24 protein-coding genes are annotated in these 25,445 nt (G+C 35.8%); 10 read left to right on the top strand and 14 right to left on the bottom strand.

Annotation, left to right across the window (positions count from 1 at the left end):
- Positions 1-36: 36 nt before the first annotated feature.
- The 3 genes from LZQ00_RS04990 to LZQ00_RS04980 all read right to left on the bottom strand — a co-directional run bounded on the left by LZQ00_RS04990 (position 37) and on the right by LZQ00_RS04980 (position 3,008).
- Entirely contained in the window at positions 37-774 is a 738-nt protein-coding gene (locus tag LZQ00_RS04990; protein ID WP_234512459.1) for an SDR family oxidoreductase, read from the bottom strand.
- 67 nt (positions 775-841) lie between these two features.
- A complete protein-coding gene (locus LZQ00_RS04985) occupies positions 842-1,723 on the bottom strand; it encodes an AraC family transcriptional regulator (protein WP_234512457.1) in 882 nt (293 codons plus the stop codon).
- Positions 1,724-2,294: 571 nt separating this feature from the next.
- The gene (locus LZQ00_RS04980) at positions 2,295-3,008 is read right to left on the bottom strand and encodes a class I SAM-dependent methyltransferase (RefSeq protein ID WP_234512455.1); all 714 of its coding nucleotides are present in this window, start codon (positions 3,006-3,008) and stop codon (positions 2,295-2,297) included.
- A 91-nt stretch (positions 3,009-3,099) separates the two neighbouring features.
- Here LZQ00_RS04980 and LZQ00_RS04975 point away from each other — a divergent pair, with 91 nt between their 5' ends.
- Positions 3,100-3,981: a LysR family transcriptional regulator gene (locus LZQ00_RS04975; RefSeq protein ID WP_234512453.1), complete on the top strand. Its 882-nt coding sequence runs from the start codon at positions 3,100-3,102 to the stop codon at positions 3,979-3,981.
- 50 nt (positions 3,982-4,031) lie between these two features.
- On the opposite strand, the gene LZQ00_RS04970 is transcribed toward LZQ00_RS04975, so the two are convergent.
- The 4 genes from LZQ00_RS04970 to proS form a co-directional block, all read right to left on the bottom strand.
- Positions 4,032-4,808 (bottom strand): TIGR02757 family protein, encoded by a 777-nt coding sequence (locus LZQ00_RS04970; protein WP_234512452.1) that lies wholly within the window; start codon positions 4,806-4,808, stop codon positions 4,032-4,034.
- Positions 4,809-4,882: 74 nt separating this feature from the next.
- Entirely contained in the window at positions 4,883-6,028 is a 1,146-nt protein-coding gene (locus LZQ00_RS04965) for a cystathionine gamma-synthase (RefSeq protein ID WP_234512450.1), read from the bottom strand.
- A gap of 39 nt (positions 6,029-6,067) precedes the next feature.
- Positions 6,068-6,853: a GDP-L-fucose synthase gene (locus LZQ00_RS04960; RefSeq protein WP_234512448.1), complete on the bottom strand. Its 786-nt coding sequence runs from the start codon at positions 6,851-6,853 to the stop codon at positions 6,068-6,070.
- 20 nt (positions 6,854-6,873) lie between these two features.
- Positions 6,874-8,346: a proline--tRNA ligase gene (gene proS, locus LZQ00_RS04955; RefSeq protein ID WP_234512447.1), complete on the bottom strand. Its 1,473-nt coding sequence runs from the start codon at positions 8,344-8,346 to the stop codon at positions 6,874-6,876.
- 178 nt (positions 8,347-8,524) lie between these two features.
- On the opposite strand from proS, the gene LZQ00_RS04950 reads away from it, so the two are divergent.
- The gene (locus LZQ00_RS04950) at positions 8,525-9,595 is read left to right on the top strand and encodes a hypothetical protein (protein WP_234512445.1); all 1,071 of its coding nucleotides are present in this window, start codon (positions 8,525-8,527) and stop codon (positions 9,593-9,595) included.
- A 75-nt stretch (positions 9,596-9,670) separates the two neighbouring features.
- Positions 9,671-11,236 (top strand): hypothetical protein, encoded by a 1,566-nt coding sequence (locus LZQ00_RS04945; RefSeq protein ID WP_234512444.1) that lies wholly within the window; start codon positions 9,671-9,673, stop codon positions 11,234-11,236.
- A gap of 70 nt (positions 11,237-11,306) precedes the next feature.
- On the opposite strand, the gene LZQ00_RS04940 is transcribed toward LZQ00_RS04945, so the two are convergent.
- Entirely contained in the window at positions 11,307-12,656 is a 1,350-nt protein-coding gene (locus tag LZQ00_RS04940; RefSeq protein WP_234512442.1) for an NfeD family protein, read from the bottom strand.
- A gap of 42 nt (positions 12,657-12,698) precedes the next feature.
- Between LZQ00_RS04940 and LZQ00_RS04935 the strand changes: the two genes are divergently transcribed.
- From LZQ00_RS04935 to LZQ00_RS04915, 5 genes are all read left to right on the top strand, one after another.
- Entirely contained in the window at positions 12,699-13,451 is a 753-nt protein-coding gene (locus LZQ00_RS04935; RefSeq protein ID WP_234512440.1) for a hypothetical protein, read from the top strand.
- An 11-nt stretch (positions 13,452-13,462) separates the two neighbouring features.
- Positions 13,463-14,368, top strand: a complete 906-nt coding sequence (locus LZQ00_RS04930; RefSeq protein WP_234512439.1) for a LysM peptidoglycan-binding domain-containing protein — start codon at positions 13,463-13,465, stop codon at positions 14,366-14,368.
- A gap of 32 nt (positions 14,369-14,400) precedes the next feature.
- Entirely contained in the window at positions 14,401-15,036 is a 636-nt protein-coding gene (locus LZQ00_RS04925; protein ID WP_234512437.1) for a uridine kinase, read from the top strand.
- A gap of 104 nt (positions 15,037-15,140) precedes the next feature.
- Complete coding sequence (gene purH / locus LZQ00_RS04920; protein WP_234512435.1) at positions 15,141-16,667, top strand: bifunctional phosphoribosylaminoimidazolecarboxamide formyltransferase/IMP cyclohydrolase; 1,527 nt, start codon at positions 15,141-15,143, stop codon at positions 16,665-16,667.
- Positions 16,668-16,846: 179 nt separating this feature from the next.
- Positions 16,847-17,392 carry a DUF1697 domain-containing protein gene (locus tag LZQ00_RS04915; RefSeq protein WP_234512433.1) on the top strand — a complete coding sequence of 182 codons (546 nt, stop codon included), beginning with the start codon at positions 16,847-16,849 and terminating at the stop codon, positions 17,390-17,392.
- A 57-nt stretch (positions 17,393-17,449) separates the two neighbouring features.
- Here the strand turns inward: LZQ00_RS04915 and fabV are convergent, their stop codons facing one another.
- The gene (gene fabV / locus LZQ00_RS04910) at positions 17,450-18,646 is read right to left on the bottom strand and encodes an enoyl-ACP reductase FabV (RefSeq protein WP_234512431.1); all 1,197 of its coding nucleotides are present in this window, start codon (positions 18,644-18,646) and stop codon (positions 17,450-17,452) included.
- A gap of 174 nt (positions 18,647-18,820) precedes the next feature.
- Between fabV and LZQ00_RS04905 the strand changes: the two genes are divergently transcribed.
- A complete protein-coding gene (locus LZQ00_RS04905; protein WP_234512429.1) occupies positions 18,821-19,744 on the top strand; it encodes a multidrug resistance efflux transporter family protein in 924 nt (307 codons plus the stop codon).
- Here the strand turns inward: LZQ00_RS04905 and LZQ00_RS04900 are convergent.
- The 3 genes from LZQ00_RS04900 to LZQ00_RS04890 all read right to left on the bottom strand — a co-directional run bounded on the left by LZQ00_RS04900 (position 19,741) and on the right by LZQ00_RS04890 (position 22,987).
- The gene (locus LZQ00_RS04900; protein ID WP_234512427.1) at positions 19,741-21,522 is read right to left on the bottom strand and encodes an ABC transporter ATP-binding protein; all 1,782 of its coding nucleotides are present in this window, start codon (positions 21,520-21,522) and stop codon (positions 19,741-19,743) included. The genes LZQ00_RS04905 and LZQ00_RS04900 overlap by 4 nt on opposite strands.
- Positions 21,523-21,659: 137 nt before the next feature.
- Positions 21,660-22,454 (bottom strand): S1/P1 nuclease, encoded by a 795-nt coding sequence (locus tag LZQ00_RS04895; protein ID WP_234512425.1) that lies wholly within the window; start codon positions 22,452-22,454, stop codon positions 21,660-21,662.
- A gap of 68 nt (positions 22,455-22,522) precedes the next feature.
- Positions 22,523-22,987: a DUF4268 domain-containing protein gene (locus LZQ00_RS04890; RefSeq protein ID WP_234512423.1), complete on the bottom strand. Its 465-nt coding sequence runs from the start codon at positions 22,985-22,987 to the stop codon at positions 22,523-22,525.
- A 110-nt stretch (positions 22,988-23,097) separates the two neighbouring features.
- Between LZQ00_RS04890 and LZQ00_RS04885 the strand changes: the two genes are divergently transcribed.
- Positions 23,098-23,631, top strand: a complete 534-nt coding sequence (locus LZQ00_RS04885; RefSeq protein ID WP_234512422.1) for a lipocalin family protein — start codon at positions 23,098-23,100, stop codon at positions 23,629-23,631.
- On the opposite strand, the gene LZQ00_RS04880 is transcribed toward LZQ00_RS04885, so the two are convergent.
- Both LZQ00_RS04880 and LZQ00_RS04875 read right to left on the bottom strand, forming a co-directional pair.
- Positions 23,628-23,930: a hypothetical protein gene (locus tag LZQ00_RS04880; RefSeq protein WP_234512420.1), complete on the bottom strand. Its 303-nt coding sequence runs from the start codon at positions 23,928-23,930 to the stop codon at positions 23,628-23,630. The two genes, LZQ00_RS04885 and LZQ00_RS04880, sit on opposite strands and share 4 nt — an antisense overlap.
- 96 nt (positions 23,931-24,026) lie before the next feature.
- Positions 24,027-25,421 (bottom strand): OmpA family protein, encoded by a 1,395-nt coding sequence (locus LZQ00_RS04875; protein ID WP_234512418.1) that lies wholly within the window; start codon positions 25,419-25,421, stop codon positions 24,027-24,029.
- Between the last annotated feature and the right edge of the window lie 24 nt (positions 25,422-25,445).

Raw genomic sequence — 25,445 nt, 5'->3', positions numbered from 1 at the left:
ATTTCAATGTAGTAAAGATTTCTGTTTTATCAGTTTTTACCAAGGTATTTCACCTGTTTCAGGATTATTTTCTTCACTAAAGAATTTACCTGTGGCTCCGTCTTTGTCAATCAAAGCATATTTTACAATTCGTTTTCCGGCATCTTCGATGCTACCTGGTCCACGATGACCATTGAAATCTGTTTTGGTAAATCCGGGGCAAACAGCATTTATTTTGAAAGCGGTATCTTTTAGTTCATAAGCCAAAACAACGGTAAACATATTCATGGCTGATTTTGAAGAAAGATATACAACGCCTTTGTAGTCGTAGTATTTATATGCTGGGTCGCTGTGCAGGGTAATTGAACCTTGGCTTGAACTTACATTTACAATACGAGGTTCTGACGACTTTTTCAGTAAATCAATAAATGCCTGTGTCACTCTTACTACGCCATAAACATTTGCATCATAAGTTGCTTTAAACTGGTCAATAGTTGCGTCGAGTGCAGTTTGTGTGTAACCACCATAAATGCCCGCATTATTAATAAGTATGTCCAGTACTTTTGTTTTTCTGCCTATTTCTAAACGGGCATTTTTTACTGACTCGTCATCCGTAATGTCAAGCTGAATAGCTTCTACATTATTTAGTCCCTCTGCTTTCAGTTTATCAACAGCTTCCATACCGTTTTCTAAGTTACGACTGCCGAGGTAAACATAAATTCCTTTTTGAGCAAGTTGCTTGACAACTTCAAAGCCAATGCTTTTGTTAGCTCCTGTTACTAATGCTGATTTCATTTCTTTTTTTTAAAATTAATGAAGCAAATGTATAGTGCTAAAAAAGAAGGGGGATGGACGAATCACTTTATTTACCCGACAAATCTTGATTCTTTCCTAAAAACTCCGTTACGCTTTTCCCTGTACATTTTTTGAAAAGCTTAGAAAAATAATCAGCATCATTAAATCCTAATTCGTAAGCCAATTCTTTTACAGAAAGATTTGAATAATGCAGTTTTCGTTGGGCTTCTACCATCAAACGGCTGGTAAAGAAATTCTTGGGTGAAACGCCTGAATATTCTTTTACAATGCGGTATAAACTGTTGGTAGACAGGGCTAATTTTTCAGCAATCGTATGGATAGAAGGTTGCTCAATGAGATGTGTTTCTACGACTAATTTAAACGCAATAAATTTTGACAAATTGGTATTTAAAACATTTACGGGCTCTTTATTTTTGAAATAGGCGCTATTTAATTCTGCCAATAATGCGTTCAAATAAACTAATATTATTTCTGTGTCTGGTTGGTTTTTATCTGTTTGAAGTAACTGATTTAAAATTTCAAAAACTTTTTGTACGCGTTGCCTCGTGGTATCGCTAAGAATTATTTTTTGCGTATTTAAAGGATTAACTAAAAAAGAAAATTGTTGTGGAAGCAATGCCAAAGTGTTTTCATCAAACAGTACCTTAAAATATTTAAGATTATCGGCCTTATTTGCTGGCATAAAAATCTGCTGATTAGGCATTGCAAAAAGCAATTGTCCATCTGTGAGGGTAATGTCCTGCAAATCCAATGTATAGTTGATAGAGCCACTTTCAATGAGTACAATAAAATAGGAAGACAACTTACGAGGTTGAAGCAATTTTTGTTGAATATCAGCAGACAGATAAGGGTTTTCAGTTGAGTTGAATTTTATGCCCAACTTATCGTGTCGTTGTACGCTGTCATGTATTTCGTTTATTTTTTGCATATACTACTTGTGTTTGTTGGATGGAAGAATGGTCAAGTAATTTTACTTACTCAATCTGCATCCTGTTGCTCAAGGCATTGGTAGCAATCTAAAGTACTAAATATTTTTATTTTCTCGATTTCCTTTTTGGTCAGAGTTGCAATTTTTCCGTTCACAAAAAGATAATAAACAATGTCCGAAATTTAAAAAATGTCTTACGATTTTCAGTTGTCCGTGCAATGGCAGACAATTGTCAACCCCAATAACGGTACATCGATTTTTGTCATATTAGCTACTAAGGGGTGGATTTTCAAAGGTAGCTGAATACTAAAAAGGATATAGATTCTTAATTAAGATAGGTATCAGATAGATTTAAGTAGGTTTTAATAGGGTATTAGTAGGGATATATCCCTATTAAACCCCTACTAACCCCCTATAAAACCCCTATTATTACCCTATTAATTGTTGTTTTGGTTTCAAGTTAATAGCAAACAATTTCAAACTTAAATTGCAACAAACTAGGGTTCAATTAATAAGTTGAGCTTGTAATCGCCACATCTTATTTATTATTTATCGCTAGATGAATAAAACATTATTTAAACGCTACAAAAGAAGCAAAGTTTAATTTTTTATGCAAAACATCGACAGATTTAAATCCTACTTTTTTCAACAAATCCAACTGATAGGTCAAGCTACGTGGCGTATCTTCTTTTTCGATATAAGCGAATACATGATCACGATATTGTTCATCTTTTAAGCTTGTTAGATAATCACCATAGCGGTTGTGATAAATCAAATTTTGAATGGCATGATCTTCTTGCGTGACCAAATCGAAAATCCATATGCTTCCTCCATCTTTCAGCAAATCAAATAATTTTCTAAAAGCGGTTTCCCAATCTGCTGTGTCGCGAAGGTGATGCAATACCGCTGTGGCAATAATCACATCATAATTATTGTTTGGTAAAGCTGCAGTTCTAAAGTCACCTTTTAAAATCTCAACTTGACCATTGGTGACAGCGGATACACGCTTTTTTGCTTGGTCTAACATCGGTTGGCTTAGATCAACCAATGTGCAATCAAAGTTTGAAACCTTAGTACCTAATTTTACCGGATAATTACCCGCACCACAACCAATATCCAATACAGCACCTAAATTGGGGTATACGGCTGCTATCCCATCCGTCATTAGCTCCATATTATACAGTGCATCCAAAGTCGTTTGCTGTCCCGTATCCAGATTAGAAAATCGCTCGACATCCTGATCGAACCGTTCTTCAATTTCTTTTAAGGTTGATTTTTGTTCCATGTGTTCGTTTTTTAAGATTTTCAAATCTAAAGCATAGATTAATACTTTAAAAATACTATTTTTAGCAATTATTAATACCTTGCAAGTATCGATGGAATTAAGACATTTACATTATTTCAAAGCAGTGGCGGAGGAGTTGCATTTCGGACGTGCAGCAGACAGGCTTCATATATCACAACCACCCCTCACCCGTCAAATCAAAGATCTGGAAAAAGAGTTGGGGATCATTCTGTTTTACCGAAATAACAAACGGGTAGAATTAACAAATGCGGGTCGTTATTTCTTAAAGGAATGTGATCAATTGATGCAACAGCTGGAGAAAGCAAAATTGATGGCTAAACAATTGCATCATGCTATTTCGGGAGATTTTAGATTAGGTTATATCAGCTCTACACCAAAGAAAATGTTAGCCGATATTTTGAAACAGATTAAAAATGAGTTTCCTTATTTACATGTCTACTTATTTGAAACGTCTTCTCAAAAACAAAAACATGCATTAGAAAATGGCAAATTAGATTTGGGCATACTCCGCGCTCCTATCTTCACGACAGATCTGAAAGTGGATTCTCTGTTTAAAGATTCTTTTTGTCTTGCTACTCCAAAAGGTTGGAAGGGAAATATGGATGCTGTAACATTGATGCAGGAAGATTTTATTTCGTACAATTCAAATTATGCAACAGATTACCATCATCAAATCATCGCTTGTGCAAACCGCATCGGTTTTCATCCGCAGATTGTGCACGAATGTAATACCATGCATTCGATATTGGAATTGGTCGCCAATGGATTAGGTATTGCTTTTGTTCCTGCTTCTGTCGCGCAACAAGAAACAGATTTATTATTGGATTTTCATGAATTAAAAGAGAATGAGATTCAAACGGAAATCATCATGGCTTATGATCATAAAAGTCAGCATCCTGTTTTGCATACCTTCATCACGTTGATAAAGGAGTATTACGCTGTTAATTATTAAAAAAAGGATCACATACAACAGATCAGGTTTATGAAAAAAATCTGATCTGCTTACAATTCTCTTTCCACTCCTAGCCCAAACAAAGCAAAATCATATTTTACAGGATCAAGTGGATCTAACAATCGTAGATTTTCAGTTAGTTCTATTGCTGTTTTCCAATTCACTTTGTCTAAAGTAATCAAGCCAAATTTTCGAGCTACCCTTTCGACGTGAACGTCACAAGGGCAGATCAAATCTTTTTGATTTAGTCGTTTCCAAATACCAAAATCAACTCCTTTATCATCATCACGCACCATCCAACGCAAGAACATATTGATGCGTTTGACAGTAGATTTTTGAACAGGTGAACTGATATGTTTTCGTGTTCTTAGCGGATAATCCGGAAGCGAGAAAAAATAATTTTTAAATGCATCTAATGCTTGCTCCAATAGGATTGTATCCGCATCTTCCTGACCAATGAGAAAAGCGTCTTCTAAAGATGAAAAATGGTTATAATGGTATCGGAAAAATTGAACAAAATATAACAAATCTGTATCATTAAATGTCCGGTGTTTAAATCCCAATAATTGTTTCAGATCAGTTTCCTGATGATTCATAATAAAATCATACGGACTACCATCCATCCGCTCAATCAGTTCGGTACATTTATTAATGATCGTTTTCCGTTGTCCCCAAGCTAGAATAGCTGCTATAAATCCCATGATTTCAACATCCTCTTTCTTCTGAAAACGATGTGGGATACAGATAGGATCATTCGGAATAAAATTAGGTTGATTGTATTCCGCTACTTTTTGGTCAAGAAAATCCTTGATGTTAAAATCTGCCATTGCTATCAAATAAAAACCATCATCACGATCTTAACATAAAAGATAGTGATGATGGTTAAATTTTATTTCTTTATTTATACTAAAGCTTGTTCTAGATCTGCGATCAAGTCATCCGCATCTTCTATCCCCACCGAGATACGGATCAGATTATCGACTACACCCACTTTTTCACGTGTTTCTTTTGGGATTGATCCATGCGTCATCGTCGCTGGATGATTGATTAATGATTCTACCCCTCCTAAAGATTCCGCCAATGTAAATACTTTAAATTGGGAAGCGATACGAAAGGTTTCTTTCAAATCAGCATCTTTCAGGACAATAGAAATCATACCTCCAAAATCACGCATTTGCTTTTTAGCAATTTCATGTCCTGGGTGATCTTCAAATCCTGGCCAGTATATTGTTTCAACTTTAGGATGATTTTTTAGATAGGTAGCAACTTTACGTCCATTCGCACAATGTGCTTCCATCCGTAGGTGTAGGGTCTTGATACCGCGAAGTGCCAAAAAAGCATCTTGAGGGCCTGGCGTACCTCCTACTGCATTATAAAAAAAGAATAATTGTTTATATAATTCTTCTGAATTCATAATTAAAGCACCCATCACCACATCGGAGTGACCGTTGATATATTTAGTCGCGGAATGCATGACAATATCTGCTCCTAAATCCAATGGATTTTGTAAATAAGGGGATGCAAAAGTATTATCTACTGCATACAGCACTTTCTTCTCTTTGGCAACCTCTCCAATAGCAGCAATGTCTGCTAATTTTAAGGTTGGATTAGTCGGTGTTTCGATCCAGATTAGTTTTGTTTTATCCGTTATTGCAGCACGCACAGCCGCTACATCTGAAGTATTGACAAATTTGAATACAATGCCGTAGGGTTCGTAAACTTTAGTGAAGATCCGATATGATCCCCCATATAAATCATCTCCTGTCACGACTTCATCTCCTGGTTTCAGTAAACGAAGCACACAATCAGTTGCTGCCATGCCACTTGAAAAAGCTAGGCCATGTTGACCATTTTCTAAGGCGGCCAAACAGTCTTCCAATGCTTTACGTGTCGGGTTTGTTCCTCTAGAATATTCATATCCTTTGTGGTCGCCTGGAGACGCCTGTTGGTATGTCGATGTCTGATATATAGGAGTCATCACCGCACCCGTGGTCGGATCGGATTGCTGACCAGCATGAATCGCTTTCGTTGCAAACTTGTATGCCATGTTTTTAAATATTTATGTTAATTCGAAAAGGTAAATTTATTAAAAATCTAACGGAGATTTATAGTTAAAAGTATAATTCAAGTCATTTTGCAAACGTTCTCCTGTAACAACTTTTTGAAAAGAATCCTGATCGTCGAATGAACTGGGAAGCTCAAATCCATACTTGAGTGCAGATGCTAAAATCACCTCTTTCTTTAAAGGATGTTCAGGTGCTACGACATTGTATATCTCTTGTGTTAACTGTCCATCAAAACCTTGGGTTATTAAATTAGCGACATCTTCGATATGAATAAAATTTGCCAGTTGTCCCCCTGTAGTACATACTTTATTTTGAAAATATTTGGCAAATATGCGGCTTTGCCCAAACAGTCCTCCCAAGCGATAAATATGTCTGTTCGGAAACTGACTCATTACTTTTTCTGCCAGTAAAAGTTTTTCTTGCAGTTCCTCTTCCGGAAATGTATACTCATCAATTTCTTTAGAAACATCAGGATAGATGCCTATAGAACTTAAAAATATTACTTTCCGATACGTTAACCCCTGCAAAAACAGACTCACATGAAGAAATCGATGTCGCAGTTCTTCTAATGTAAATTTATGGGTTGCGGGTATGCTGACCAAGATAAAATCAAAAGCTTTTGGCAAATCGGTAGGAATAGTAGCTTGTCTGTCAAAATTCTGTTCAAATACAAAAATACCATCGGCAACTAACCGATGGTATTTTTCTTTTGTTGTTGTTGAAGCCCAGACTTCATGTCCTTCTTTCAACCATAACTTTGCCACGTACTCTCCTACCCATCCACATCCTAATATAAGATAACGCATGAGCTAGCGATTAGTATGATTTAATAAGCTTTCGCAAATAAAACACGCTTTGTTGATGCTTTACCTGTGAAAATACAAATACCTTCTTCTTCCTTCGCATCTAAAGGAATACAACGGATGGTCGCTTTTGTTTCTTCTTTGATACGTTTCTCTGTTTCGACAGTTCCATCCCAATGACAAGAAATGAAACCTGCTTTTGTTTCTAACACTTCTTTGAACTCTTCATAAGAGTTAACTTCTGTAATATGTGAATCTCTATAGTTTAACGCTTTTTGGAAAATGTTTTCCTGGATCTCCGTCAATAATCCTTCGATTCTATTTCCAAGACCAACTTGTTCAACTGTTTCTTTCGTTTGTGTATCACGTCTGGCCAATTCCACTGTTCCATTTTGCATATCACGTGCACCAATTGCGACACGTAAAGGCACCCCTTTCAATTCCCATTCTGCAAATTTGTATCCAGGTCTTTGCGTGTCACGATCATCATATTTCACTGAAATATTTTTACCTTTTAATTCGGTAGATAATGCATCAATAAACGTATCAATTGCTTGCTTCTCTTCCTCCGTTTTGAAAATAGGAACAATGACAACTTGAATCGGAGCCAACATTGGAGGCAATACCAATCCTTGATCATCGGAATGCGCCATCACTAAAGCGCCCATCAAACGGGTAGAAACACCCCAAGAGGTTGCCCATACGTGCTCCAGCTTACCTTCTCTAGAGGTAAATTTAACATCAAAAGCTTTTGCAAAGTTCTGCCCTAGAAAATGTGAAGTTCCCGCTTGTAATGCTTTTCCGTCCTGCATCAAAGCTTCAATACAATAGGTATCAATGGCTCCGGCAAAACGTTCATTTTCTGTCTTACGACCACGGATAACAGGCACTCCTAGATAATTCTCTACGAAGTCACCATATACGTGTAGCATTTTTTCTGTTTCTTCGATGGCTTCTTCCTGCGTAGCATGAGCCGTATGACCTTCTTGCCACAAGAATTCTGTAGTACGTAAAAACAAGCGTGTACGCATTTCCCAACGTACAACATTCGCCCATTGGTTAACTAAAATAGGAAGATCGCGGTAGGATTCAATCCATCCCCGGTAGGTATTCCAAATAATCGTTTCAGAGGTTGGACGAACGATGAGTTCTTCCTCTAACTTCGCATCTTCATCGACAATAATATTTCCATGACCATCATTTTTCAGACGATAATGGGTTACCACTGCACATTCCGTTGCAAAACCCTCTACGTGAGAAGCTTCCTTAGAGAAAAAAGATTTGGGGATGAACAAAGGAAAATAGGCATTACTGTGACCAGTATCTTTAAATTTCTTATCTAACACGGCTTGCATACGCTCCCAAATAGCATATCCATATGGTTTAATTACCATACACCCTCTTACTGCAGCATATTCTGCCAAGTCAGCCTTGATTACCAGATCATTATACCATTGTGAATAGTCTTCTGCACGACTTGTTATACCTTTACCCATATTATTATTTCAAAAATTTATTGTAACATTATGATTAAGAATTCCGTCTTATTAAGGAATATAAAATTCTAAAAAGAAATATTTATTATTTTTGAGAACAGGATTAAACCCTTATTCGGAATTTGGGTCTAAGATAGTAAATTAGACTGTATTGTCGAACATAACGACTTAGGATATTATGAAAAAAAATAGTTTTTTACTCGGCGCTATTGCAATATCAGGAGCTTTAACGCTAGGCTCTTGTACCACTAGCAGGCAAGTCACTTATGGTGATGATGTCTACAATAATAATGCGCAAGCAAGGCAAGCTTACCAAAATCCAGATTATTATTATACGGATGAAAGTGAGGTGGATCAAACTCAGGGACAAGATAATGGCTATTATAGCGATGATTATTCTGATGAAGAATATCAAGATGGAGGATATGAAGATTTAGAATATGCCAATCGTATCAATAGATTTTATTATTCATCTCCAGGGATGACATACTTTGATCCATTCTTTGACCCATGGTATGGTTATGGTATGGGTTACGGAGGCTGGTATGGCTCATCATTTGGTTTTGGCTTTGGTTATGGTGGCTGGAGACCAGGATGGTCTATCGGTTTCGGCTTTGGTTATAACCCATGGTATTCAGGCTGGGGATATGGCGGATACTATGGTGGCTGGGGTGGCAATTACTGGGGCGGTGGCTATGGCAACTATTGGGGAAATTATAGATCTCGTCAGTTAGCGAGTCGTTCGGTTTACCGTGATCGTTACAATAGTCGTCCTCGATCAGGAAATTCAAGATATTCAGGAAACTCAAGATCAAATACAACGGTTTCAAGAGATGCGAATGGTAGAATCAACGGTGTTGGTAGAACACGTTCTGCTTCTAGCAACAATCCAAGTAATCGAGTGGGTAGAACCAGAATTGGATCGAACAACAACGGTATAAATTATGAGAATGGTGTTGGTAGAACAAGAAATACCTCATCAGATTCCTATAACCGTGGTGTAGGTAGAACTCGCCCATCAAGCTCAGAAAGAGTTCAACAATCGCCAAATAGAAGTATTGGAAGAGGTGAAAGTTCACGAACACGTAGTAGTGAACCTATTCGTTCAACACAACCAAGAATGGACTCACCTAGTCGATCACAATCGAGTGGTAGTTACAATGGTGGTGGCGGTTCAAGTCGTTCATCTGGTGGTGGATTCGGTGGTGGTGGATCATCACGCGGTGGCGGTGGTGGCCGTACAAGATAATACAAGTAATAATATATTAAGGAATGATTGCATATAACAATCATTCCTTTTCTCATATCCTATTAACTAAACTCAATGACTATAAAAAAAATATTTTTTGGAAGTGTACTTGCTCTAGGTATGGTAGGTACTGCAAAAGCACAATATACAGCAGATGTACTTTTATTCTCTCAAGGAGATAATGGAGGAACAGCTCGTTTTAAAGGCTTAGGTGGTGCTTCTACAGCTTTAGGTGGCGATATTAGTTCAATAACAGGTAACCCTGCTGGTTTGGGATTTTATAACCAATCTGATATATCTGGAACGCTACGTTATCAATATAATAAAAATAAGTCCAACTATTTTGGCACAAAGAAGGATAATAACACGGATAATTTCAACTTGGATAATGGTGGGGTTGTCTTTCATTTACCAACAACCAAATATGGTGGAGATTTAACAAAAGGATGGTTAAACTTTAATGTGGGTATTGCCTATAATAGAACGAATTTATTTGATAATAAATTAGATTATCAAGGTGTTAACACGGACAATTCCATCACACATGCTTATGCAGATCGCATGATCGATACCGATGGTTCTGCCTGGTCTGATGATTTTTTCAGCTCTTACATGTTTGAAGAAGCCTTTGATAAGGCTGGTAAATTTTATTTCCCTTTGGCTGAAGATAAAGGAAGCGAACAGTTCAATTCCGTTTGGAGTAAAGGAGGAAAATCTGAAACAGCTTTATCTTTCGGTTCAAATTATAGTAATAGGTTTTACATTGGAGCAACCTTTAGTCTCACTGATTTTCAATATGAAAAATCTGCTGTATTTACAGAATATGGCATGACTAAAACTGCTGCTGGTATCCGAGCATTAAACCCGAGTTCTCCTTATTTAGATCCTACAAAACCTGAAGCCGCTTACGTCGATGTTGACTATGAATTATTTGACCATTATGGACAGGTAACACAAGGATCAGGCTTTGACTTTAAGTTAGGTATGATTTATAAAGTAACGCCTGCTTTTAGTTTAGGATTTACAGCGAAGACGCCTACCTTCATGTCTATCACAGATGAATCTACAGCTTATACCGATATCAATTATTTCAAACCAGGTCAGGACAATTCATTTTCAAACTTTGAATCAAAATACTACGATAGTTCGTATGATTATAATCTACAAACACCTTATAAATTATCTTTAGGTGCTACACAATATTTCTCTGCCGGTTTATTAACGGCAGAAGTAGAATTTGTAGATTATGCAAGTATGCGTTTTAGAGATGCTAGTAATGCCAATAAATTGACCGAACAACAAATGAATGATAACATTAAAGCGACTTACCAATCTGCATTAAATGTACGTGTTGGTGGTGAAGTATTATTAGACAAAACATTCAGTGGTAGAGCTGGTTTCAATTATAATGGCAATCCATATAAAGATGCAGACTATCAGACTTATGGCATCTCTGCAGGTCTTGGAGCTAAATTAGGTGGTGGTTTCTATGCCGATTTAACTGGAATGTACAGTGCAAACAATTATAAGGAAAGTCCTTATTCCATCACTTATGAAGGTGATTGGAATACCACTAGTCCACGTGCCGATATTAAAAACAGTAGAACAAATGTTGTTTTAACAATAGGAACAAAGTTCTAACGACATAGTTACTACATCACAAAAAAGCCTCTATTTCTTTTGAAATAGAGGCTTTTTTGTGATGTAAATTTTATCCTTTTTCTGATTTCCGTCTTACAAACAGGTTATAGTTCTCATGTTTATCAACATACACCTCTTCTCCCTCTTCAATGAAACCATCTAACGCAACGGCATCATACCACACACCCTCTATTTCAATTTTTCCCGATGGTCGCAGAACCGTCCTTGCCACTCCTTCTTTATTCAATAGATTAGACTTCAAAATAGAAGAAGTATACCCTTCTTCAGATTTTTGTTCATCTTGTAAAACAAGTCGTCTAAAAACTGGAGTTTTTAATAAGCTCTTTCCAAATATCACCATTAATATTACGGATAGTATCATGGCTCCCATAACTAACAAAAACGAATTAAATAACATACCTGGATAAGCGAGTTTAAAATCTAAAAAATCATTTGCGACCAGACTAAACGTCAATCCGCAAATAACGAAAATTATTCCTAAAATACCGACAATTCCAAAACCCGGGATGACAAAGACTTCTAAGATGATCAGGATCAATCCGACTACAAAAATGGCTATCTCCCAATTTGCCGCCAGACCTTGAATATAAAGTGGTGCAAAAAATAATAGAGCTGCTATTATAGCGACTGCAATTGCAAAACCTAATCCTGGAGCCTGCATCTCAGCATAAATACCTCCAATGATCAATAAAATTAGAATTCCGCTAACCGCTGGATTAATGAGAAAACTGATGATATGATCAATTGCTCCTTTACGATAGATGGTCTCTTGAACATTCACTAGGTTTAAATCTTTATAGATCGCTTCCCGATTAGCGACTTCAGCTTTTGCTAAACCAAATTTGACAGCCTCTCCACTTGTTAAAGTAACCAATTGACCGTCTTTTTTTATGGAAGGTATGGAAATATTGGGATCAACAAATGCTTCTGCCAGTTGCGGATCTCGTTTTCGAGCTTCAGCTGTGGTTCGCATTAATCCTCTCATATAGGATTGATATTTTTCAGGAAGGACCTCTCCTTCGGCATTGACGACACTCGCTGCTCCTATACTACTTCCTGGATGAACATAAATGTAATCACTTGCCAAAGAAATCAACGCACCTGCGGAAGCCGCATTGTTATTGATATAAACGATCGACTTTATGTTGGAGTCCAATAGCTTCGTTCGTATCGAATCAGCAAAATTTAACGCCCCTCCATACGTATTCAACTCCATTAAAATATAATCTGATTTATTATTTTGAGCACTATCGAAAGCCTGTTTAACTGTTTTCCAAGCACTTGGACCTATTTCTTCTTTCAATTCAAACACATATACCTTTTGCGCTAAACTAGAAAAGAATAATCCGAAGCTAAAAAAGAGTGTTATTAAAAATGATTTACTAATTTTGCCTTCCATAATTTACTATATAAAGAAACGAGCGATTAATTTCATTAGCTAATGTCTAAATATACTATTTCTAAAGCATTTTCTCAAACCTTCAGATTTCCAATCTGGAGAATAGAAGTAGATGGACAAAGTAAATTAATCGCCTTGGAGTGTCGAGATCCAGAAACAACAGTCGCTTATATTACTGTTATCCGTTTTAATGGATCGATTCTTTTAAACCACTTTGAGCTTCCTCAAAAAGAATGGACTTTAGCAGCAATTCAGAAAAAGTACGTGATTTTGAGAAAGATTTCGGAGAATAGTCCGGTTAGTCCAGGTGTCTGGATCTTAAATTATGAAGAACCAAATGAAACATATCTGTTTCATCAATACCAATATTTAACAGTATTAAAAGATTATATACAAATCAGACCTCAACATATTACTGCTGGTTTTCAACAATATTTCTCTCTCCTTACATATGATATTTTAACAACTGTACCATCGGAAATTAAACCTTTTGAAAATGACATAGTCTTTCCCCTGGAGTTTAAGGGACAAAAACCAATTTTTTTAGAACATTATAAGAACAATGAAGACCTATGGATTAGTAAATGCCAAGATCATTTTTTATGGTGTTTTCATGAAAAACATGGGGAGAATTACGATATTAGACTGCTTATTTCAGATAAAAATGAGATTTGGGATGAAGCAATAATTATTAAACATTTGGGACTAAAACTGGTACAGATCTATTTTCAAATTGGCTGTCAGATTTTTCTTTTGACACACAATAAACGAGAATTTGTATCGTATTTAGTATAATTGTAAACATCATGAAAATTTTATTAAAATCGAATACATATAAAACGCTTGCATTCTTATCATTAACAATGTTAGCCATCAATCATAACAAAGTTTCTGCACATATCTTTTCACCTACAGCTCCTCCAGATTCCATTGGCATGGAGGTCGTTAATGGGCAACAATATGTTCTTTTTAAAATTGGAAAAGGAGATAATTATTATCAACTAAGCAAAAGGTATAAAACTAGTGTTGGGAAACTAACGGAAATAAATGGTAATACCACCTTAGCTCTTGGTCAAGTTGTCAAAATTCCAACTGGAAGAATGTATCATTCAGATACAAATAACACCAAAAAAGGTGCAAATAAAGGCTCTCAGCAAGAATTAACTGATTATAAGGTTGGTAATCAGGAAACATTATATGCGATTTCACGAAAATTCAATGTCACTGTTGAAGAAATTAAAAGAGCTAATAATCTCGTTTCCAATAGTATTAGTGGAGGTCAGATTTTAAAAATTCCATCCCAAAGTGGAATTAGTGGCATAAATACCAATGTATTTGATGGCCCACTGAAACCTGATACGATATTAATCTCTCCAGATACCTCTGCTGTAGAAGAACCTCATATTACCGCAAATAAATACGGAATTCGTGAAAAAACAGAACGTGGAATTGGCGTTTGGATAGAGGGGTTGAATTCTAGCGAAACAAGTAATTTAGCTTTGCATAAAACTGCTGCAATCGGTACTATATTAAAGATTACAAACCCTATGACACGAAGTGTAACCTATGCAAAGGTCGTTGGAAAATTCAATGAAAATGCGGATACTCATAATGCTATAGTTGTTTTATCTAAATCTGCAGCTGCCTATATTGGTGCTCTAGATAAACGTTTTCAAATCGAAATCACTTATGGAGTCCCATTAGAGGAGTAGTATCCATCGATTTATCGAATATAATATATTAAATGAATAAAAAGCCATATGTCATTGGAATCGCAGGTAGTAGCGGCTCTGGTAAAACATTTTTTCTAAATTGTTTTTTAAAGCACTTTAGTCCTGAAGAAGTTACACTCATTTCACAAGATGATTATTACATTCCTGCCAATACAAAGACACAAGAGGAAAACAGATTGTATAATTTTGACCTCCCAACATCCATAGACAGGGATGCCTTTTATAAAGATATCAATAATCTTTTTGAAGGAAATACAATTTATAAAGAAGAGTATACTTTTAATAACCCTGCAATAAAACCAAAAATGTTGGAAATCAAGCCAGCACCAATTTTAATTATTGAAGGTTTATTTATTTATCATTACACTGAAGTCAACCATTTAATCGATCATCGTATCTTTTTAGACGCAGAAGAGCAGATAGCTCTGGAAAGAAGATTACGTCGTGATTTGATTGAACGTGGATATTTCGAAGATGATGTTATGTATAAATGGGTCAATCATGTTGTCCCTTCTTACAATGAATATCTATTACCATTTAAAGATACTTGCGATCAGGTGATCATTAATAATACGGACGATCCTGAACCTATTTGGACAATAACGGATCAGATCTGCAAAGATTTAAAGGAAAAAATTTATAATTAATCAAAAGACTGCTTCCTGCAGTCTTTTTTATATCCAATACAGGCTAAAGGGTTGCTGTATAGTTATTATTTACCTATCTTTGCCGCAGCAAACAAATTATACTAATGAGCCATTCTGTCAAGATTAAAAATGCTTTAGTGTCGGTATATTACAAAGACAACTTAGCACCATTAATTCAATTGTTAAATAAATACGGTGTTACCTTCTATTCTACAGGTGGCACAGAAACTTTCATCAAAGAATTAGGTATTGATGTTGTTCCTGTAGAAGATTTAACAAGCTATCCATCTATTTTAGGTGGTCGTGTAAAAACATTACACCCAAAAGTATTTGGTGGTATCTTAGCAAGAAGACCCTTAGATAGTGATCAACAACAATTAGCACAATATGAAATCCCTGAGATTGACTTGGTGATTGTTGATTTATATCCTTTTGAAGAAACGGTTGCATCTGGAGCTTCTGAGCAAGATATTATTGAAAAAATAGATATCGGTGGTATTTCTTTAATTCGCGCTGCAGCAAAAAACTTTAATGATGTGGTTATCTTATCTTCAAAAAATGACTACAAAGCATTAGAAGAAATGTTAGCTTCACAAGAAGGAACAACAACTTTGGAGCAACGTAAAGAATTTGCTAAGCTTGCTTTCAATACATCATCTCATTATGATACCGCTATTTTCAACTACTTCAATCAAGAAAATACGTTAGATGTATTCAAAGAATCTGTACAAAAAGCTCAAGTATTACGTTACGGAGAAAACCCACATCAAAAAGGGGTATTCTACGGTGATTTAGATGCGATGTTTACCAAGTTAAATGGTAAAGAATTATCGTATAATAATTTGGTTGATGTGGATGCAGCTGTATCCATTATCGATGAATTTAAAGAACCAACATTTGCTATTTTAAAACATACAAATGCTTGTGGTGTTGCTTCTCGCACAACTATAAAACAAGCTTGGGTTGATGCTTTAGCTTGTGATCCTGTTTCTGCGTTTGGTGGCGTGTTAATTACCAACGGTGAAGTAGATGTGGAAACGGCTACTGAAATCAACAATTTATTTTTCGAAGTTTTAATAGCCCCTTCTTATACTGAAGAAGCCATTGCAATCCTTACGGCAAAGAAAAATCGTATTATTCTTGTTCGTAAAGATGTTCAATTACCGAAGCAACAATTCAAAACCTTGTTAAATGGTGTCATTCAACAAGATAAAGACAATACGGTTGAAGGACCTGAGCAAATGACTGCAGTAACAAATGTTGTACCTACCGCAGCTCAGTTAGAAGATTTATTTTTCGCCAATAAAATTGTTAAACACACCAAATCAAATACCATTGTATTTGCTAAAAATGGTACATTGATTACTTCAGGTGTTGGTCAAACATCACGTGTTGACTCTTTGAAACAAGCGATTGAAAAAGCGAATGCATTTGGATTTGACTTAAAAGGATGTTCTATGGCTTCTGATGCTTTCTTCCCATTCCCTGATTGTGTAGAAATTGCAGCCGAAGCAGGTATAGCAGCAGTTTTACAACCAGGAGGTTCGATTAAAGATCAATTATCTATTGATATGTGTAACCAAAAAGGATTAGCGATGGTGACTACTGGAGTACGTCACTTCAAGCATTAATCTATTCTATATAGAATTGATAAAAAGGCTCATATGTAAATTATGAGCCTTTTTACTTTAATTCTATTTGTAAAGAACCTAATCTAAGGTGCGGATTACTCCTATCATCATCAAACCTGAATGCTTATATTCGTATTCATTTTGTTTTCATATTATTGAATCATTAATTACGAAGGACTATGTACATAGCGATATTGAGAGGCATCAATGTAAGTGGACATCATATCATCAAGATGGAAGCTTTGAGAAACTCTTTACAGGCATTAGATTTTCAGCATGTCAAGACCTATATCCAAAGTGGAAATATTATATTTCAATCTGACATAAGAGATGTGTTAGCATTGGAGCAAAAGATCAAGCATATGATCCTGCAAGATTTTGGCTATGAAATCCCCTGTCTTGTTATTCGTAGTAACGATTTGAAAACAATTTTAAATCAAAATCCTTTATTGACAGATAAGAATAAAGATCAATCTTACTTTCATGTAACGTTATTATCAAAAGTTCCAGAAATACAGGATCTGAGTCTTATCGTGGACAAAAAACAACCTGATGAAGAAATCTTCTTAATAGATCGAGCGGTCTATCTCTACTGTCCAAATGGATATGGAAAAACTAAATTGACCAATAACTTCATCGAATCAAAATTAAAGGTTTCTGCCACAACTAGAAATTGGAAAACACTCCATGAGCTGCTGAAAATAGCATCGGAGAATAAGGATTAAAATAATAAAGGCAACCTTATTGGGTTGCCTTTATTATTTTAATATGTGCGTTAACTCCTAGATACTAGGTACATTTACGACTTCATTGGTATCAGCTTCGTAATCGATACCGTAAAAATTAAAACCAAATAAGTTGAAGAAATCATCGCGGTAACCTTGAATATCTGAAATCTCAGACAAGTTCTCCGTAGTTGCTTTTTCCCAAAGCTGAGCAACTTCTTCTTGAACATCTGCTCTCATTTCCAAATCGTCTACACGAATACGACCTTTATCATCCAGTTTAACATGACCGTCAGCCGTATATAATCTTTCTGCAAATAAACGTTGCATTTGCTCGATTGTACCTTCGTGTATACCTTTTTCTTTCATCACTTTATATAACAATGAAATGTATAAAGGTACAACAGGAATCGCTGAGCTTGATTGTGTCACTAACGCTTTATTAACAGAAACATATGAGATACCGTTAAGATCTTTTAAGAGTGCATTAATTGCTGGTACTGTTCCTTCTAAATCATCTTTAGCACGACCAATTGTACCGTTACGGTAAATAGGATAAGTCAATTCTGGACCAATATAAGAATAAGCGACAGTCTTAACACCTTCTGCTAAAACTCCAGCTTCTTTTAAATCTTCTATCCAAAATTTCCAATCTTCCCCTCCCATTACTGCTACGGTGTTTGCAATTTCCTCGTCATTCTCAACAGGGTTAATCGTGATATCCGATACCACTCCTGTGTGAAAATCTACTGTTTTATTTGTAAAAGGAACCTCAATTGGTTTTAGCACCGAAGCGTAAGCCACACCTGTTTTAGGATGTGTACGTCTTGGAGAAGCTAAACTATAGACGATTAAATCAACTTGTCCTAAATCTTTTTTAATTAATGCTATTGTTTGTTTTTTGATATCATCAGAGAAAGCATCACCATTGATACTTTTTGCATAAAGACCAGCTTTTTGTGCTTCTTGCTCAAAAGCCGCAGTGTTATACCAACCTGCAGTTCCTGGTTTACCTTCTGCTGCTGGTTTTTCAAAAAACACACCAATTGTTGCTGCTCCAGAACCAAATGCTGCCGAAATACGAGATGCAATACCGAATCCCGTAGATGCACCAATGACCAATACTTTTTTAGGACCATTAGCAATTTCGCCTTTGGATTTTACGTATTCAATCTGGTTTTTGATGTTTTGCGCAGTTCCTTCTGGATGCGAGGTTAAACAAATAAAACCTCTAGTTCTTGGTTGTATAATCATATTGATTAATTTTCTATGCTCTTGTTTTATTAAGTATGCAAAATAAACAAATTTTAGTAACAATTGATGCATAAATTAGAATAACTTTTCAAAAATCATGACAATTATACCTATTGACATTATCGAAGACATTGATTACTTTGGCGTCATTTTAATGACAACAGTCCCTACAGCATGCCCATAACAGTTAAATCAAAAGCACTTTCCTTAGGTATATTCGCTTCCGTATTTTTTGCCACTACCTTTGTCCTCAACCGTATGATGGCTGTATCTGGAGGAGGTTGGCAATGGTCTGCTGCTTTACGATTTGTCTGGATGCTCCCCATCTTGTTACTCATTGTCCTGGCAAGAGGAAATCTCAAACAGTTATTGGTTGAAATGAGCAAAAATATAGGTCAATGGTTGCTTTGGAGTACGATAGGGTTCGGTTTATTTTATGCCCTATTGACATTCGGAGCCAGTTATGGGCCTTCCTGGTTAGTTGCAGGAACATTTGAGTTTACAATTATTGCAGGAATGTTTATTGGCCCGTTATTACAACGTAGAAAAGAACGTCAACCGATCTCAAAAGCTGTCTTGTTTTTTTCTAGTATTATTTTCTTAGGGATCATGGTCATGCAAATGGCGGAAGCTAAATCCACTTCTTGGTCAGTCTTATTGTTGGGTACTATCCCTGTTTTAATAGCAGCGATTGCCTATCCGCTTGGAAATCGTAAAATGATGATCTTAACACAAGGATCACTCGACACCTATCAACGAACATTAGGAATGACAATCGCCAGTATGCCCTTTTGGATAATCCTCATGCTATTTGGTTATCATGAATATGGCCTTCCAGGTCAAGATCAACTTTTACAGACGTTGCTTGTCGCGATTTTTGCAGGTGTTATCGCAACCCTTCTTTTCTTTAAAGGAACAGAACTTATACAACATGATCACAAAGCTTTAGCTGCAGTAGAAGCAACACAAGCGATGGAAGTCATCTTCACTTTAATAGGAGAAATTATCATTCTACATAGCCCCTTCCCTAGCTATCTGGCGCTAACTGGAATTTTTCTTGTGGTCATCGGGATGTATTTACATGGTAAAAACAATTAATGATGTAACGTTTTACTAATTTTATCCAAATTAAGACTGCTAGCCATCGCTGAAAATATTTTATAATAAGTTCCTCGATGATCATAGAGCTCCTCATGAATCCCTTTTTCTACCACCTGCCCTTTTTCCATCACGACGATTTCATTTGAATCGATAATCTGCGAAATACTGTGCGATATAATAATCACCGTACGATCCTTTTTAATGGCATCTAAGCTATTTTTAATCTGTTCCGTAGCAATGGCATCCAGATTTGCTGTGGGTTCATCCAAGAAGATAATCGGTGGATTCTTTAAAAATAGTCTAGCTATGGCAATACGCTGTTGTTGCCCACCTGATAATAGATGTGCTCCAGAATCATAGCCATGAGGAAGTTCCATAATCTGTTCATGTATATACGCTTCTTTAGCCGCTTTTATAACTTCTTCCTGACTACTTCCTATTTTTCCATATTCAATATTTTCAAAAATAGATCCTTTAAAAATATGATTTCGCTGTAAAACCATCCCAATATTTTTCCTTAAAAAGTTGGTATCATAATCTCTCAGATCGACACCATCTAACAGGATACGTCCAGAAGTAGGTTCATAAAATTTATCCAAAAGATTGATAACCGTGCTTTTACCAGCGCCACTTAAACCAACAAGTGCTGTAATTTGGTTCGGTTTAATGTCAAAAGAGACATTTTTAAGTGCTGTTGTACCATTCGGATAGTCGAAGTAAACCTGTTGGATACTGATGTGACCTTTGACTTTATCTGGTTTAAAATTGCCATTTCCTTCTACCAGATAATCCGATTCTAAAATATCGAAAAATGATTCGGAATAAATTAGCGCGTCGTTGACTTCATCATAGATCCGATGCAATTGCCGGATTGGCGCAGAAACGTTAGAAAACAACATAATATGAAACATGATAGCCCCTATCGTGATTTGATTATCCAATACTAAATAAGCTGTCAAGACAATAATGGCCACGACGGCTATTTGCTCTACAAAGTTTTTTAAGCTATCAAAGAAAAAACTCGTCTTTCGAGTTTGCATTTGATTTTCCGTCATTTCATACTGAATCTTTTCATGTCGAGCCGCCTCTTCAGGTTCTCGCACAAAAGATTTAATAACCAATATGGAATCGATCAAATTGATAATTCTATTATTTTTAGATTCTCGATAGTTCCTCATCTGGCGTCTGAAACCACTTAACTTACCTGCTTGCGATTGACTGATATAAAAATAAATAGGGATTACAGCTAGACCTACAAGCCCCACGTAGACGTTCGCCATAAACATACATACTAACGCAACAAGAGCATTCGCAAATAGCGGTAGAATATCGATAAAGAAATTCTGCACTAACCTGGTTAATGAACTGATGCCCGAATCGATACGCGTTTGAAGCTTGCCACTTTCATTTTCTTCAGAAGTATAAAAAGCCATTTTATAAGTCAATATCTTCTCCACAATACGTTGGGAGAAATCTCGGGCGATAAAAATTCGTAATTTTTCACCATAAAACTTCTGTCCAAATTGCACTAAGGAATAGATTATTTCTTTAATCAAAAGAATCGCGGAAATCATTCCGATTAAGTGCATACCTTTTGACAATGGTTCTTTTGCAACCATCAGGTTACTGATAGAATCAACCGTATACTTCAATATAAATGCATTGATCTGTGCAGCAAAAGACCCAACCAATGTTAAGATTAAGGTATAAAATATGAGATTTTTATAGGGTTTTGCAAAAGGGATTATTTTTTTAAATAATAAAGATATAGTCATATATAAGCTGCTGAAAAGGATATTATCGTGTGTTCAACTCTATCAACAACAATAATACCGAAAAACCAAAAGTGTTGACAATAAAAAAGGGAAATGAAGCTATTCATTTCCCTTTATACCAATAAATATATTAAAAATTATCCAAAAATATCATTTAAGACTTTTGCTAAACGTAAACCACCTTTCAACATGCAGTTTTCTACTGTATAGATATTATCATAAATGTAATTGTAGGAAAGATTAGCGTTATGTTCTACATCAGCATAAATTTTATCAGACAATTGGTTGGACTCAAATAACCAATTTGCTAAGTTTCCTGTTTGCAACTGTGTGATTTCAGATTTATTTAAAATATCCAAAACACCAGCATATTCTGTATAACTATACTTTTCATTATCGATTAAATCGGAGTCCCACACACGGTGAATATTAGATTTTTTACCAAACCAAGTCACTTCGATCTTATTTCCTCCCTGGTCTTCTGCCCGACTCACATGCATGGGTTGGTGTGCATCACCAATGAGATGAATAAGCATATATAAATTTTGTTTCTTTTTGTCAAGTGTTAAATTCTTATCAGAAAATGAGTTTTCAAGACGCAATATTGTTTTATATAAATTTTCTTCACTGGAGTTTTCCATTGCTACCTGAAAGTCAGCCCAAGGCAAATGTGGATTGGTATTGATAAAATGAGAATTTCCCATTTTTTTAAATTCTTCATGTGGATCAGATTTAATAAAATCACCCCAATTAGACCAATACGCCAGCTTTTGGTTTCCAATTATTTTTTTAATATTCTTTTTTGCTTTTCTTGTCAAATGATGTTCTGCTATTTCGGCCACCACACGATGTCCAATAGTTCCCCATGCAAATACAGATGATAGCTGCAATGTCAAGAGCAAAATGATTAGACCTTTAAATATATTTTTCATAAACAATAAAATTATGGAGCAAAGGTAAAAATTACATGTTCAAATAAAACCCTATCTGAGTAACAATTTTAGCTTTTAAAAATTTCAAAACCATACTGTGCATCGCACCAAAATTCATCCAAAGCGATTAATCTGGGCTTGAAAAATGAGATAAGGTCTGGCCAATCTTCTGGTTTGAAAATACTCTTACCTTCCAGGGTCATGTAAATCATACTCACTGATTTTCCGTACTCATCGAGCATCTCTAAATCCCAAATCCACTCTTCTCCGAGTATTTGTTCTAAAATCGTTCGATATTGTTCAAATTGTTCCCACATCAAGGAACGCATGGTTACATCTGGATGATTCCATTCTATGGCTATCAAAGCAACACGCTTATCAGCTTCCATTTTAAAACGAAGATTCTTAATACCTGTTCTATAGTTTACCCAATTAATTTTTTCACCATCAGCTGATGCATGCAGTGCCATATATTGGCCAAACCGAGTCCAAAAGGTCTCTTTTAGTTGCTTCACTTCTTCTCTTGAATACACGTTAATCTATTTAGAACGCACAAAAATACAGTTTTTATTTACATTGGGTCTAAAACATTTGTATTGACTTTGACGTTCTTATAGATGATCACAGATAACATTAAAATAAGATGGACAAGAAAAAATCATTATGGATACTTGCTGCTTCTGCAGCAGTTACGCTAGCTTACAATGCACTGAAACCCGTCAAATCGAACGTTAAAGTTGTCGAACCATTTGATGTAGACCGCTATCTGGGCAAATGGTATGAAATCGCTCGACTAGATTTTAAATGGGAAAAAGGACTTTCACTTGTTACCGCAGAGTACAATAAAAATATGGATGGCAGTATTGCCGTCAATAACCAAGGGTTTCACAAGGAGAAGGATAAATGGAAACAGTCCGTTGGTAAAGCAAAATTTATCGAATCACCCACTAAAGGAGCTCTAAAAGTTTCGTTTTTTGGACCGTTTTATAGCGGGTACAATGTTGTCAAAATTGACGCAAACTATCAACATGCGCTTATATTTGGAGAGAACTTGGATTATATGTGGTTATTATCCCGAGAGAAAAGTATACCTGAAGATGTAAAACTAGACTTTCTTGATTATGCTAAGGAATCAGGCTATACGATTGACAATTTAGTTTGGACCAAACAAGCTTAATCAAAAATAGGTTTAATAATACTGTAATCGAGAGTTGGATCATGCGCAAAAACTTGAGCCAACTCTTTCATATCATCATTTGACATTACTCCTCCAAGTCCGACATTATAGAGTTCGACGAGATATATAGCACCTTCAAGCTTATTGGAAAATGTTAAAATATTACTTCCAATATAAAAGTTTAACACAGATACCGCATATTCTCCGAAAACATCAAAACCAAATCTAGTTGATGTTAATGCAAAACGCATGTATTTTTCAAAATCAGATTTGATCATTTCTTTTAGCTTCTGTTCCATAGCTGCAAAAATGCAATATTATTATGAAATAAAACCTTATTAAACAAAAAAAGCGGATTGAATGTAAGTTCAATCCGCTTTTTAAAATTTATAAATTTATCTTACACTTACAGCAACTTTACGATCTAATACACGTGCTGATTCTGGAGCATCGGCTGCAGCTTGAGCGAACTCAGAACCATATCCTTCGGCATCTATTACTTGACCACTCAATCCATTTTCTGATAAATATGATTTGACTACAGTAGCGCGTTCCATGGATAATTTCTTATTATAGCTCTCATCTCCTGTTTTGTCTGTATAACCACCGATCTTGATTTTAGCCGCTGGAAACGCTTTCAAAATCGCAGCTAAATTTTCTAATTGAACTTGACTTTCTGGCAACACTTTAGCTGTATTTGTTTCGAAATTCAAATTATCAAAATTAAACCATTTATCTTTCAATGCATCTTCACCCAGTGCTTTATAATCTGTTTTTAAGAACTGAACCAGTTGATCTTCGATTCCTCCTTTAAAAGCATTTAATTTTACACCATTAGGCAATTCAACTTCTAAACTTTCTCTTACTGATGGCGTACTTGATACCACTTGTGAAGTTGTATCTGTAACATTATTTGACACCGTATCCATTGGAGCAACTTTATCCTTATCACCTTTACATCCTTTTCCAAACAAGAACCATAAAACAGCAATAATTACAATAGGAATTAAAATTTTCCAAATTCCTCCACCTCCAGATTTCGGCTCTTCAGTCGGTAATGGTTCTAAACGTGCAGGAGGGATAATAGGTTCCACTCTTTTCACTGGCTCTGCAGGAGGAGGTATAACTGGAGGTACAACTGCAGCAACGGGTTCTTCTTCTTTCGAAAGTGGTACTGGAACTAAAACAGCTTCAATAGGTTTAGTCGCCTCTGTCGTTGAAGAAACGATATTATCTACATTTGCAAATGAAGTACCAAAAGCTGCTAACCCTAAACCCGATGGTAAGGCCGCTGCAAAATTACTCTTATTATCATCTAATAATTTCGTGATGGAACTTGCATTCCAATTGGTTCCATTTTGTGTTAAACTCGAAAATACAGCAGGTAAAGAAAGGCCTAATAATTTTTGGATGGTACCGCCACCGCTACCCAAAAATCCACCTAAAGTTGTAACAATCGTACTGAGGTTATTACCAAAGATAGTATGCAACAAATCTTTATGTTGAGGTTCATTGTGATCAGTATCAACCAATTCATTAATCTCCCCTGTTTCAGCATTTGGTTTTAAAAAATTTGTAAAATTAAAGTCGCCAAAATATTGTTTAGCTTGTTCTAAAATAGCACTTAGCCCTGTTCCTGATTCTTTCTGTAAGCCTAAGAAAATTGCAGGTATAATAGCTGCTAATCCTGATTTTACTTTTTCTTTATCTTCTCCGACTGTATTGCCCAATTTGGATAAGACATCATCGTTAAAGAATTCTTTAGCAGAATTTAAAAGATTAATTTCCATAATGTTCTAATTTTAGTTTATCTG

This window comes from Sphingobacterium sp. SRCM116780, assembly GCF_021442025.1.
GTDB lineage: Bacteria > Bacteroidota > Bacteroidia > Sphingobacteriales > Sphingobacteriaceae > Sphingobacterium.
Note: the sequence above shows the minus strand (reverse complement) of the source record. Positions and strands in the feature narration are given on the sequence as shown.